Here is a 12,830-nt window from a genome sequence, read left to right on the forward strand (position 1 = left end):
AGAACATCTCAACAATACATAAGGAGACCCTATGCGATTCAACATGCTGGCTCTGGCCGTGGGCCACGTTTACCAATCCGCTGACGTCTATGCGTCCTTCGGCGTTAATAGCGCTGTGATGTCTTCCAGCGATCCCGCTGAACACGCTCAGAACATGTTGGCCCTGGACGTGGCAACCCGTGACGGTGACACCTCGATTGACCTTGCTGATGATTCTGAAGAGCAAACCGAAGAGTCCACTGATGAGGGTGAGGAATCCGGCGAACAAGAGAGCGACGAAAGTGGCGATGAGTCGGAAGGGGATGAGGGCGCACAGGGGGAGGGTGACTTTGAGCCCCTCGGTGATCCTGATGCAGAGCTGACGGAAGCCTCTCAGCAGCTTGAAGAGTATTCCACGGGCTTCGATGAGATGCGCGCCCATGCCATCAAAGCAGGTCTCCCTGCTGACGTAGCGGCCCGTATCGAAGAAGAATATGAAGCTGACGGCAAACTCTCTGAAGACTCGTATGCGCAGTTGGCTAAAGCTGGCTATTCGGCTGGCTTCGTTAACTCGTTCATGAAGGGTCAGGAAGCTGTTGCAGAAGCCTACGTCTCCAAGATCGTGGCGTATGCAGGCGGTAAGGAACAGTTCGACCGCGTTGTGGCTCACCTCAAGGCCAACTCCCCGAAGTCGATGGACTCGCTGTATGACGCTATTGAGCGCCGGGACCTGAATACCGTTCAAACGGTAATCAACTTGGGCATGGCAAGTCAGGCCAAGAAGTTCGGTAAGCAGCCTGAGCGAACTTTGAATCGCCGCAATGCTGCACCTGCGGGTCGCGCCCCAGCTCAACAAGTTGAAGGCTTTTCGTCTCAAACAGAGATGGTTAAAGCTATGGGTGATTCGCGCTATGGGCGTGATGCTAAATACACCCAGGAAGTTCGCAATAAGGTACTTGCCGCCTCTTGGTAAGACCTCGGATTTAAAACCCCCACTATAACAGAAAGATACTTTCGGACATCCGTCTGAAGGCCTTTCTGCGCCCGGAGATAACTGAATAAGGAGAACTAATACATGGCAAATGCAAAAGGTCAACAGATTGGTAAGAACCAAGGCAAAGGCGTTACTGATGCGGACAAACTGGCTAACTTTCTAAAAGTTTTCGGTGGTGAAGTTCTGACTGCTTTCATGCGTCGAGCTGTGACCATGGACAAGCATATGGTTCGTACCATTCAAAACGGTAAGTCCGCTTCGTTCCCGGTAATGGGCCGTACTGCTGGTTACTACTTGGCAGCGGGTGAAAACCTGGATGACAAGCGCGGCGACATCAAACATGCCGAGAAAGTTATCACTATCGACGGCTTGTTGGCTTCGGACGTTCTGATCTTCGATATTGAGAACGCCATGAATCACTACGATGTTGGTGCTGAGTATTCGGCGCAACTGGGTGAGGCCCTGGCTATCGCTGCGGACGGCGCGGTACTGGCTGAGATGGCTAAGCTGTGCAACTTGCCAGCCGCTGCTAACGAGAACATTGAAGGCCTCGGCGCGGCGACTGTCCTGCCAATTGGTCTGAAAGCTCTGGAAGATGACTCCGAGACGCTGGGTAAAGCGATCCTGAAAGCTCTCACCGTTGCCCGTGCGAAACTGACCCGCAACTACGTTCCTGCTCAAGATCGTAAGGTCTACACCAAGCCTGAATACTACAGCGCTATCTTGGCCGCACTGCTGCCTAACGCTGCTAACTTCTCGGCGCTGACTGATCCTGAGACCGGCAACATCAAGAACGTTATGGGCTTCGAGATTATCGAAGTGCCGCACCTGACTGAAGGTGGTGCGGGTGATGACCGTGATGGCACCAACCGCAAACATGCATTCCCGGCGACTACTGGCGGTGACGTACAGGTTGCCCTGGATAACGTTGTAGCTCTCTTCAATCACCGTTCTGCTGTGGGCACCGTGAAGCTGAAGGACATGGCTCTGGAACGTGCCCGCCGTCCTGAATTCCAGGCTGACCAGATCATTGGTCGCTACGCAATGGGCCACGGCGGCCTGCGTCCTGAAGCTGCGGGCGCTCTGGTCTTCGGTGCAATCCCAAAGACTAAGTAACCCTCCCGACTTAAAGCCCCTCATCCCGTTTTCTTAAAGGGTTAGAGGGGCTTTTTGTTTCCTGCAATTAACTTCAGGAGGGCCATATGGCAAGCCTCGAATCATTCATTGAGTCCGACGATGAGCTGTCAGCAGTTAATGACATGCTTGCGGCTATTGGTGAGTCGCCTGTTAGTTCCCTTGAAGGGGACCCGAACGCCGATGTGGCTAACTGTCGTCGTTTACTCAACCAAGTAAATCGTGAAGTCCAATCTAAAGGCTGGGCTTTCAATATCGAAGAGGATGCTACGTTAACCCCTGATAGTTTCTCGGGGCTCATTAACTACCTAAGCGATTACCTCAAGATCACAACAGGCAACTATTCAAATCGCGGTGGGTTTCTATACGACCGCACAACAAAGACTGATGTTTTCAAAGACCCCATTACGGTTTCCCTGGTGCGCCTTCGGGAGTACCAAGAGATGCCTGAGTGTTTTCGCTCTTACATCGTCGCTAAGGCCTCCCGGCGCTTCAATATTCGGTTCTTTGGGGCCGGTGAGATTGAGGGTTCTCTACAGGAACAGGAGGCAACTGCCTGGGCTGAATGCCAGGAGTACGAACTTGATTATGGTAACTACAACATGCTCGATGGTGACGCATGGACTGGTGGCCGAATCTCCCGTTAATTCCAATAACAAGGAGGTCACTACATGGGATTTGTGCGTTACGCAAACATCGAAGACAGAGAGGCGGCGAGAAAGGCCGCTCACGCAAAAAAGAAAGAGTTTCTGAGTACGCCAGAAGGTAAAGCGTGGAAGAGGAACGAGCAGCTAAAAAGCCTTTACGGAATCACTGCGGAAGGGTTCGAGGCACTGAACGAAAAGCAGGGTGGCCTATGCAAAATATGTGAATCACCTGCGTCAACTAACCGCTTCGGCAGACTCTATATCGACCACTGTCACGTCTCTGGGAAAATACGCGGACTCCTGTGCAGTAAGTGCAATATGGCTATTGGTCTGTTGCGGGACTGCCCTACGCGAATAGCTTCCGCCCTCACATATCTACAGGAGGGCTAAATGGGACTTGTCAGCCAGTCGGTTAAGAACCTTAAAGGAGGTATATCGCAACAACCGGACATCCTACGTTTCAGCAACCAAGGCCAGCTTCAAATCAATGGGTGGTCCTCGGAAACCGAAGGTCTTCAGAAACGTCCCCCAACCACCTTTGTGAAACGCTTGGGTCCAGTGGGTATGTTTGGTGCAAAGCCTCTAATCCACCTCGTGAACCGTGATGCATCCGAACAGTATTTTATGGTGTTTACGGGGCAGGGCGTGGAAGTAGCGGACCTCAAAGGGAACCGCTACACCGTCCGGGGCTACAACGGTTATGCCAACTGTGAGCATCCACGGAATGACCTGCGCTTAATCACCGTCGCTGACTACACGTTCGTTACCAACCGCAACAAGCTGACGGCAATGAAAAGCACGCTGACCCATGCCGACTACGGTTCTATGACGAGGCGCTGTGTAATCAACGTCAGAGGCGGTCAATACGGCCGAACCCTGAAGGTACACATCAACGATGTCCAGATGGCAATCCTGAAGATGCCCGTAGGTGACTCTGTGGTGACTACGCCTCCCCAGGTGGAGCAGACGGATGCCGGTTACATCGCTACTCAGATGGCCGCACAGATCAACACTAACGGCGCTTCTCGCGGGATCACCGCACAGGCGGGCCAAGGTTGGATCATTGTGACAGCCGCTGGGAACGACATTAAGACCGTGAAGACCGAGGACGGCTACGCAAACCAACTGCTTAACTCGTTCATCTATCAGGTCCAGACGTTCGCCAAGTTGCCCGCTCAGTGCATTGACGGATACCTCGTGGAAATCACTGGGGAGGCATCACGTACCGGGGATAACTATTGGGTGCGGTATGACTCAGCGGGGCAGGTTTGGAAGGAGACCGTTAAGCCAGGGATCATTAGCGGGTTTGAACCAACGTCTATGCCTCATGCCCTGGTCCGAGCGGCTGACGGGCAGTTTGACTGGAAGGCTTTAACGTGGCCTGACAGAACCTGTGGGGACGACTTGACGAACCCCATGCCCTCGTTTGTCGAGGCGACCATTAACGACATCTTCTTCTTCAGGAATCGCTTAGGTTTCCTCTCGGGTGAAAACGTTGTGATGTCCAGGACCTCGAAGTATTTCAACTTCTTCCCGGCGTCTGTCAGCTCCCTCAGTGACGACGATCCTATTGACGTAGCTATCAGCCACAACCGGGTGAGCATCCTAAAGTACGCCGTACCGTTCTCCGAACAGTTGCTGTTGTGGTCCGATCAGGCCCAGTTCGTTCTGTCCTCTCAGGGGATCATGTCGACCAAGACGGCCCAGTTGGACCTAACCACAGAGTTCGATGTGAGCGATGGGGCACGGCCTTTTGGGATTGGGCGGGGTGTTTACTTCGCTGCACCGAGAGCGGCCTATACGAGCCTCAAGCGTTACTACGCGGTGCAGGATGTGAGCGATGTTAAGTCAGCAGAAGACATCTCTTCGCACGTTCCAAGCTATCTGCAAAACGTGGTCTATCACATCCACGGGTCAGGCACTGAGAACTTCGTTTCCGTTCTTTCGGATTCCGAAGAAAACAAGGTCTACATCTACAAGTTCCTCTACCTCAAGGAAGAGCTGGTACAGCAGTCGTGGTCACATTGGGAATTCGGTATTACCAACCGGGTCCTGGCGGCTGACTGTATTGGTTCGTATATGTACCTGCTGAATGAGCGCGCAGGTGTCGGGATGTGCCTGGAGCGCATCGAGTTCACAGCGGACACCGTGGACTACATGCAGGAGCCTTATAGGGCCTACATGGACATGAAGAAGCTGATGACACCTACGCGGTACGACGAGGACCTGAATGAGACCTATGCGAGCCTGAGTGACATCTATGGCGGTGTTCCTGATCCCCTTTCAGTGTTCTACACCCTGGACCCACAGGGCGTCTTAGAGCGTCACACCTCGGACAACTGGAATGTGGACGACCGCATTAAGTTAGTCGGGAATCGCATGGGCACGACTTTCATCGTTGGTCATGAGTACGGCTTTCAATACGAGTTCTCAAAGTTCCTCATCAAGCAAACAGCAGATGACGGTACGACCAATACCGAGGACATCGGGCGTCTTCAGCTTCGCCGCGCATGGGTCAATTACGACTCTTCGGGTGCCTTTGAAATCAACGTGAATAACGGGTCTTCCCAGTTTGTGTACGTGATGGCAGGCGGTCGCGTGGGTACTGAAGCGGTACTGGGCGGGCTCACGCTGGGCACTGGGCAGTACAAGTTCCCGGTGACAGGTAATGCCAAGGTTCAAAGCGTAACCCTTTCGTCCTATGCGCCGGTCCCCCTGAACATCATCGGGTGCGGCTGGGAGGGCAATTACATGCGCCGTTCAAGTGGCGTGTAAGGAGATAACAGACAAGGAGGAATCTATGCGATTGATTAAGGCTACTGAGGCCCACCTAAAGGCTGCTGCTGCGGACCTATGCGCCTCGGACCTTCAAGAGTTTCACTGTATGAAAGCCGGTAGAGACCCCCGCGATGTTCTACCGGAAGCGATTGATGAACACGCCCAGGCAATCGTTGTGGGCTCCCTGGTCCTGGCTGTTGGCGGACATACAAACTTAGGTATCTGGTTCGTGACTACCAACGTGGTTCACATGCTGACCCGAGCTGAACGCTTTCAGTTTTACCGTCTACTCAAACAAAACCTTGAGCGGGTCAAGCAGCGCTCACCGAGTCCTAAAACCAACTGGGTTTCCGTGGACAACCACGCACACATCCGCTTGCTGACAAAGCTGGGAGCCTCCTTCAACGAGGGCATCTTTATGTCACCTGCCGGATTTGCCTTTAAACAATTCTGGCTATAGGAGGGCGGCGCTATGTGCGAACCCGTAAGCATCGGTTTGGCGGTTGTCGCTGTGGCCGGTGCGGCAATGAGTGCATCTGAAGGGGCTAAGGCTAAGGGCCAGATGACAGACAACGAACGCAAGTCGCAAAACGAAATCGTGAAACAAGCCAACTTCGCGGAGAACGATCAGAAGCTCGCGACCGTAGACAAACACGATGAGGCCCGGCGTCAGCTCACAGAGGTGAACCTACAGGCCCTTCGGAACCAAGGGACCATCAATGCTGCTGTAGGTGAGTCTGGTCTTGCAGGCAACTCGATGGACCGCATCAAGAACTCTGTAGCCAACGATGCATCGGCGCAGAAGATGAACATCACTGAAAACTACGAGCGGGACTATCAGGCCATCTTTGCGAATCGCGTGGGCAGCTCTGAGAACTCTAAGGCCGCTGTACGTGGTGCAGGCGGTAACAACTACAAGGTGAACAACATCGCCAACGCCCTGAATATCGTATCGGCTGGTGGCAGTGCCTACACGGCATCTGGTGGCAAGTTCGGTAAGGGCGCCTCAACCACACCAACGGGAGGTAAGACAGCGTAATGGCTAATGAAATTGCACAAGCACTGGGCCAATCCGCCCAATCAACAGGAGGCCGTCAAGGCTTCCGCGCTGGGTCTGGTACAGGCTATCAGGCGGCGCGTATCGCAAAGCCCGTTATTGATAACTCCCTCGGGGAGTCCATGCGGAACTTCATCAAGGCAGGTGGTGACACATTCGCTGCATACGAGCAGAACCGTAAGGCCCAGGCAGATGAGCGCTCTAACGAGATTATCCGCAAGCTAACCCCTGAGCAGCGCCGACAAGCAATCGGGGAGGGGACTTTGCTCTATGCAGATGACCCGGATGCAATGCAGCAACTGCGCCTCAAGTCGGGCCGTAATGCTGCCTACGAGGTGGACAATGAGGTCCAGACAGAAATCCAAAAGGGATCTTTCCGAACCCGCAAGGAGCTGGACGAGTGGCGTCAGACCCGCATGGAACAGAAATCTAAGAACTATGCGGAGATGGCGGGCATTGATCCTAATGACTCCATGTACCAACAGGGTTTCAACTCAGACATCACTCAGCGAAACGCTGCCGTTTACGACCTGCACTCACAGTTCCTCTCAAAGAACCTTGAGACCCAGGCGGTCCTTGAGACCCAAGCTGACCTACAGCCGATGTTGGATGACCCTAATATCCTGGGGAACCCTGCAAGCGCTGACCACTTTGCGAGCTACTTCAACAACAACTTGAAGACCGGCGTGTTCCCAAGTGACGGCCATGCGGTTCAGGCGCTTCAACGAGTTGCCTCAGCGGCTGTGGAGAAAGACGGCGGTGTGACGCTGCTGGACAACCTTGGGGACAAGACGATTAACGTCTACGGGGGACAACGTAGAGTCGCGGACTTGTTGGGCCCTGAGATGATGGACAACCTGAAGATGAAGGCCGCTACGTCCACCTACACGCGAAACTCAAAGCGTAACGAAGAGTTCGAGCTGGGCCTTGCCAACGCTGTCCATCAAGCAGACCCCGCCGCTGGCTGGCAGGCCCTCAACAAGCTTGAACAGGGGAACGACTGGATTCAGACCGGCGAGCAGATGACGCCCCAGCGACAGAAGCTAATCGACGCAAAGAAACAGATGATTGCCAAAGTCGCCCAGGACTCACAAATGGGTCTCTTGAAGCTTCAACAAGCGGCCCAGGCAGACAACCGGCAGGCAGTCATTGATGACGCGTACACCCGCCGCATGAGCCAGGAGAACGTAGCTGTATCCCCTAAGTTTCTTCCAGTTAACGCCAACACTGGGGAATTCAAAGAGAGCGACATGGCGACCTATGCAGCCAACAAGCTGAATCAGATCAACGCTATGTCTATCCCTGAAGAGAGCAAGTCCGCAATGAAGGCCGCTTTGCTTCGAGCTGACTACGACAAGGGCCCGTTTCAAGAGAACTTCAAGACCCTCTTAACGGATGCCTCTCGGGAATGGCAGGGCGCCTTGCTCAACCCTGAGCCCACTGAGGACATGCCACGACTAAAGGAGCTTCAAGCGGCCTATCAGCAGGACCCCGCAACCATCGCCCAGCTCTTCCCGGATCAAGCGGGCCTCCTTGAGAAACTTCGGTATTCAGCGGAGTCGGGGATTGATCCACAGATACTGATAGACGCCGAGAAGTCCAAGAAGGGGCTCAGCAAGGACGAGTCCAAGTTTCGCGATGAACAGTGGTCTTCGGTCAAGAACGACAGCGGCTACAAGGAACTCAAGTTCATCCCTGGACAGTTCGAGAGCCAAGCCCGTCAGGTGTTCGACGCGGTGACTTTGAGGTCTGGTGACTCCAACGAGGCAGCAAGTGCGGTCTCGGAGTATCTGAAGAAAACTGCTGTGTCGTTCACTGAAGACAAGGGCACCTTTAGCTCTAACAGCTTTCACGGGATGGTCAGTAAGCGGGACCTGATGACGGACGTGAACGATGTCACCTCCTGGGAAACCGGTAAGTCGATCATCGACGAAACCATGCAGAACCTTCGTAAAGACGCCGACTGGGGAGCGGGTGGCCTAACCGTCACTGCTGCCCAAGGCATCATCATCATCCAGTCCCTCACCGGGCGCCAACTCCGAATCAGTAAGGACGCTCTTGGCAACCTTGCGCGGGATCGTGCTGCACAACAGAAGCAAGCGGCCTTCGACAAGAACGTGAAGTCTGCTCAGAAAGATCAAGAGCTACATGACCGGTACATCCTCGGAGGTGCCCGCAAACAATGACCTAAATAAAGGAGACCTCTATGAGTGACGACTATGAATCCGTGAAGACCAAGGGGACACCCTATGACGCCCTGATTCGACAAGAAGCTGACCGCAACGAAATCCCGTATGAGTTCATGCACAAGCTCATCTACAACGAGTCGAGCTTTAACACCGTCGCCAAGTCCCGCACGGGCCCATTGGGTCTTGGACAGTTCACAGAGTTGACCGGTAAGGCTTACGGCCTTATGACCCCTGAAGACCGTATGGACCCACAGAAGGCAGTCCCTGCGATTGCCCGTCACCTCAAGGACCTCAAAGGCGCCTATCAGGGTGACTTGCTGAAGGCAGCTTTGGCATACAACCAAGGCCAGGGCCGTTTGGGCTCCCCTCAGTTGGCCGCACTGGATCAAGGTGACTTCACCAAGATCAGTCCCGAGGGTCAGAACTACATGCGCAAGCTGCTGGACGTGTCCGGTGATTCGCCTTCCCGCCAATGGTTCGATGCCCAAGGAGTGACCAATCCCGGCATCAACCCAAAGGCCCAAGCCGTCAGCTTTGAGGATGCTACTCGGGGTGTGACGGCAGGCTCTAAGGTTCGTGTGGGTCAGGACCTCCCTCAGTTGGGCAATATGAATCTTGAAGGGGGCACAGCCCCTCAGACTCAACAAGACTTCATCACCCTTGAGAACCACATTGGGAAGCCCGCAAAGGGCACCTTCGAGGGTACAGGCGATGCCACAGCAGCCTCCCTGGCAACCTCACCACTGGCCTCTCTGTTTCGGTACGCCACTCAGGAGGACCATGACCCGCTGGACTGGGTGAACCCAAGTGATAACTCTCAGTGGACTGCTGACGATTACGACATGATCCGCAAGGAGGGTGTGGACCCTCAATACTTCAGCTTCGTGCAGGACTACGCCAAGGGCAAAAGGGCCAACCTTCCGAACGCCATTGCGATGGCAAAGGAGAACATGGCCTATGAGCAGCGCATTGGTAACGCTGGGACAGGCGCTCAGATTGTCGGTGGGTTTGCTGGGGCCGGTCTGGACCCTCTGACCTACACGCCTATTCCAGGGACAACTGGTATGCGTCTCATCTCTCGGGTTGCTCAAGGTGCGATGTACTCGGGCGCCGCTGCTGTGGCCTCTGAGGGTCTACGTGAAAACATCACGGGCATTGAGGGGCACTACGGGACAGCTCTCGTGGGTGGTGCATTGTTCGGTGCCGGGGCTACAGCTCTGTTTGATAAGGCGCTGAGGGCTGCACCGCATGAGGCTCCCCGCGTAGATGTTCCCGATGCTGACCTGAACGACTTCGCTGGTCCGAGCATTCGCTTGGAGGCCCGTGAGACAGCTCGCCAGTTGGGCCAGGACGACCCTTCACGTTTCCCATGGTTGGCCGGTGAGGAACCCAAGGAAGCCTTTGGGGTGAGCTATGTTGACCATCCTAACGAGCCTGGGGCTGTGCGCTTGCAGGACGGTTCAATCCTGTCTGCTGACAATCCGCTGAACCCTAAGACGCTTCAGGACGCCATGGAGGTTATGCCGGATAGCGTCCCTGAGAGAGCCGCCATGGGTGTACGGATGGGCGGTTTTACTGAGATTGGCTTGACCTTATTGCGCTCCGAGAGTGGCGAAGTGCGTGCCATTGGTGTGAATCTCTTCAGGTCACCTACGGGAATGCAGTCAGGTTCTAATGGTAAGTTCGGGGCGGTGGCTTCGGATGTCGTGGAGCGTCTTGGGGCGCAGGATCATGTAACTCTGAATAAGATGTCCGAGCAGCTCGTTGAGGCTGTAAAGGACCCCCAGCACGCCATGGCTTTTGGTGGTCGTCAACTTGCTATGGCGAATGTGGATCGCCGTGTTGGCGAGGCTATCGAAGATCAGACCGGCCAAAAGTGGTCACAGCTCAGTAAGAAGGAGCAGGAATACGGCGAGACGGTACGCGGTCACTACGACCACAAAGCTGACATTGCGGAGTTCCCACAGCAATTTGGCAATCCGAATGCTCGCTCTATTCTCCCTGAGACACGACATGCAGGCTCTTACATCCCCAACGTCTATGACGCTGCACTGAAGTCGCTGCATGCACTTCGGTTTGGCGGTGTGGAGGGTTTGCAGAAGGCGATTGCCAATAGCTGGTTGGTTTCGTACAAGAGCCGCCCACACGTCAAGGCCCGTGTCGATAAGCTAATGCAAGATCAGGCATCGAAAGCCGGTAAGACGCTGGATGATATCCAGTTGGAAGCGGCGGTCCAGAAGTACGCCAACGATAAAGCTTTCGGTGTCGCGCAAAGCGATGACCTCAATGCCTCGAATCTATTGGGTGACTCACAGGGGCTATCGTCAGCATCGGCCACTAACAACTTCCTTGAAGGGCGTCACCTCTTTGATTCCGACATGATCATACCGATGTCGGATGGCGGAACCTTTTCAGTGAATGACCTGCGTGTCTTCGACCTGATCCCGCTCACTGCCAGTTACAACCGCCGCATGAATGGTGACGTGGGCATCATGGCGGCTACCGGACGTTCAACCGAAGAGCTTCTTAAAGACATCGCAAAGGTCACTTCGGGAACTAAGGCCGAAAGGGCCGCACTGGGCGAATCCATAAAGATACTCACGCAGCAGGCCCGTATGAGTCCCGAAGGCGCCCTTGCGACTTCTGCAAGAACTCTGATGGACATGAGCTTTATTGCAAAGAATGCCTACATGGGCGTCCAGTCTGTAACAGAGGTGGCCGGTATGGTCACGAAGGGGCACACCCATATGCTACTGAAGGGCGTACCGCTGCTCCGTGAGATGACCCAGTGGGGCTCTAAGATCAGCGCTAAGGACCTCAAGGATATGCACTCAATGGTCTTTGGGCGTGAACTGGATAACTCAATCCGGCCAAGCCGTATGGACATCGTGCAGCGCATGCGGGATCAGGCCGACACCAACCCCTTGCTTGCTCAGGTCGTAGGTACGGCTAAGTACGCCACACAGGAACTCTCAGCTTGGAGTCCGTTCACCAAGTTCCTAACAGAGTCCTCTAACTACATCGCAGATGCTGGACGTTCAGGTGTTCTTTCGGATTTGGTGGATCACGTATTGGCAGGGCGAAAGTCAAGCCTCTTCACGCCGCAAAGGCTCCACGGGATGTCAATCAGCCCTAAGCAGTTCGCGGAAATCAAAGCCATGATCAATAAGCACATGGTGGTGGACGCGAAGGGGCGTTACAAGATCAAGGATCGGGCGGCGCTCCAGCGTGACCCAGCCTCGATGACCATGTGGCGTATGGGCGACAAGATTGCCAACGAAACAATCCTTAGACCCCATACGCTCTCGAACGCTGACACCGTGGCGCATGGGGCGGGTGTCGGCATGGCTATGCAGTTCAAGAAGTTCGTACTGCGCTCTGTGAATGGAAGGCTTATCCGGGGTTTCTATGAGGCCACCAAGAACGGTCGGGCCATTGATCAGACCATGCAAGCGGTTATCTCGACGGGCCTCGCTATGTCTACCTACGTGGCAATGAAGTACAGCCAAGCAGCAGGCATGCCCAAAGACCAGCGTGAGAAGTTCCTACAGCAATCCCTGGACCCCAAGATGTTGGCCTATGCGGCTTTGTCCCGTAGCTCACACATTGGGGCTCCCTTGGGTTTGGTGAACATCGTAGCGGCACCTTTGGGGTTCGATCAGGCGGCGGCTGTACGTTCTTCGATCCTCCCACGGGGTCCTAAAGAGCAACGCCCGCAAGGTGCCATGAAGTATTCGCCACTGAAGTCTGACCAAATCACTGGTCTGCTCGGTCGGGTTGCCGAACAGATTCCCGCAATGGGAACTGTGGGCAGCGCGTGGCAGGTTACGGACAGTGCCCTTGGCGCCCTTGGTACTGACTCCCGTCGAGCTGATCAGGAGTACATGACAGGTGTGTTCAACGGCCTTCGCGGCCTCGTGCCGAATGACCCTGTGTCTCAAAAGCTCTTGCTCATGATGATGGAAGGGCAGGGCGTAGAGATTCGTTAAGAAAGCGCCTCCCGCAAAAGCCCCCACTATAAGCAGATGTCACCACGAGTCTGCTTTCTCAAA

9 protein-coding genes are annotated in these 12,830 nt (G+C 54.6%); all 9 read left to right on the plus strand.

All coding sequences use genetic code 11. The features are described 5' to 3' along the window. Positions 1 to 31: 31 nt before the first annotated feature. The 9 genes from ACR52_RS27305 (at position 32) to ACR52_RS27345 (ending at position 12,767) form a co-directional block, all read left to right on the plus strand. Positions 32 to 952 carry a capsid assembly protein gene (locus ACR52_RS27305; RefSeq protein ID WP_201779007.1) on the plus strand — a complete coding sequence of 307 codons (921 nt, stop codon included), beginning with the start codon at positions 32 to 34 and terminating at the stop codon, positions 950 to 952. A gap of 102 nt (positions 953 to 1,054) precedes the next feature. Then, complete coding sequence (locus ACR52_RS27310) at positions 1,055 to 2,089, plus strand: major capsid protein (protein ID WP_048731300.1); 1,035 nt, start codon at positions 1,055 to 1,057, stop codon at positions 2,087 to 2,089. 86 nt (positions 2,090 to 2,175) lie between these two features. After that, positions 2,176 to 2,754: a tail tubular protein A gene (locus tag ACR52_RS27315; RefSeq protein WP_048731302.1), complete on the plus strand. Its 579-nt coding sequence runs from the start codon at positions 2,176 to 2,178 to the stop codon at positions 2,752 to 2,754. A gap of 24 nt (positions 2,755 to 2,778) precedes the next feature. Next, complete coding sequence (locus ACR52_RS31940) at positions 2,779 to 3,144, plus strand: endonuclease VII domain-containing protein (RefSeq protein WP_082143264.1); 366 nt, start codon at positions 2,779 to 2,781, stop codon at positions 3,142 to 3,144. Next, positions 3,145 to 5,529, plus strand: a complete 2,385-nt coding sequence (locus ACR52_RS27325) for a phage nozzle protein (RefSeq protein ID WP_048731303.1) — start codon at positions 3,145 to 3,147, stop codon at positions 5,527 to 5,529. It begins immediately after the preceding gene. 25 nt (positions 5,530 to 5,554) lie between these two features. Further along, positions 5,555 to 5,992 carry a phage protein Gp13 family protein gene (locus tag ACR52_RS27330; RefSeq protein WP_048731306.1) on the plus strand — a complete coding sequence of 146 codons (438 nt, stop codon included), beginning with the start codon at positions 5,555 to 5,557 and terminating at the stop codon, positions 5,990 to 5,992. Positions 5,993 to 6,004: 12 nt separating this feature from the next. Then, the gene (locus ACR52_RS27335) at positions 6,005 to 6,571 is read left to right on the plus strand and encodes a virion core protein, T7 gp14 family (protein ID WP_048731307.1); all 567 of its coding nucleotides are present in this window, start codon (positions 6,005 to 6,007) and stop codon (positions 6,569 to 6,571) included. Beyond that, positions 6,571 to 8,775 carry a hypothetical protein gene (locus ACR52_RS27340; protein ID WP_048731309.1) on the plus strand — a complete coding sequence of 735 codons (2,205 nt, stop codon included), beginning with the start codon at positions 6,571 to 6,573 and terminating at the stop codon, positions 8,773 to 8,775. Before ACR52_RS27335 ends, ACR52_RS27340 begins: the two co-directional genes overlap by 1 nt. A 20-nt stretch (positions 8,776 to 8,795) precedes the next feature. After that, complete coding sequence (locus ACR52_RS27345; RefSeq protein WP_048731310.1) at positions 8,796 to 12,767, plus strand: transglycosylase SLT domain-containing protein; 3,972 nt, start codon at positions 8,796 to 8,798, stop codon at positions 12,765 to 12,767. The last annotated feature ends 63 nt before the right edge of the window (positions 12,768 to 12,830 follow it).

This window comes from Pseudomonas fildesensis (genome assembly GCF_001050345.1).
GTDB classification, from domain to species: domain Bacteria; phylum Pseudomonadota; class Gammaproteobacteria; order Pseudomonadales; family Pseudomonadaceae; genus Aquipseudomonas; species Aquipseudomonas fildesensis.

Excerpts from the sequence above, each read along its gene's own strand:
- ACR52_RS27325 (WP_048731303.1), top strand. The coding sequence starts at position 3,145 with ATGGGACTTGTCAGCCAGTCGGTTAAGAACCTTAAAGGAGGTATATCG.
- ACR52_RS27335 (WP_048731307.1), top strand. The coding sequence starts at position 6,005 with ATGTGCGAACCCGTAAGCATCGGTTTGGCGGTTGTCGCTGTGGCCGGT.
- ACR52_RS27310 (WP_048731300.1), top strand. The coding sequence starts at position 1,055 with ATGGCAAATGCAAAAGGTCAACAGATTGGTAAGAACCAAGGCAAAGGC.
- ACR52_RS27340 (WP_048731309.1), top strand. The coding sequence starts at position 6,571 with ATGGCTAATGAAATTGCACAAGCACTGGGCCAATCCGCCCAATCAACA.
- ACR52_RS31940 (WP_082143264.1), top strand. The coding sequence starts at position 2,779 with ATGGGATTTGTGCGTTACGCAAACATCGAAGACAGAGAGGCGGCGAGA.
- ACR52_RS27330 (WP_048731306.1), top strand. The coding sequence starts at position 5,555 with ATGCGATTGATTAAGGCTACTGAGGCCCACCTAAAGGCTGCTGCTGCG.
- ACR52_RS27315 (WP_048731302.1), top strand. The coding sequence starts at position 2,176 with ATGGCAAGCCTCGAATCATTCATTGAGTCCGACGATGAGCTGTCAGCA.
- ACR52_RS27305 (WP_201779007.1), top strand. The coding sequence starts at position 32 with ATGCGATTCAACATGCTGGCTCTGGCCGTGGGCCACGTTTACCAATCC.
- ACR52_RS27345 (WP_048731310.1), top strand. The coding sequence starts at position 8,796 with ATGAGTGACGACTATGAATCCGTGAAGACCAAGGGGACACCCTATGAC.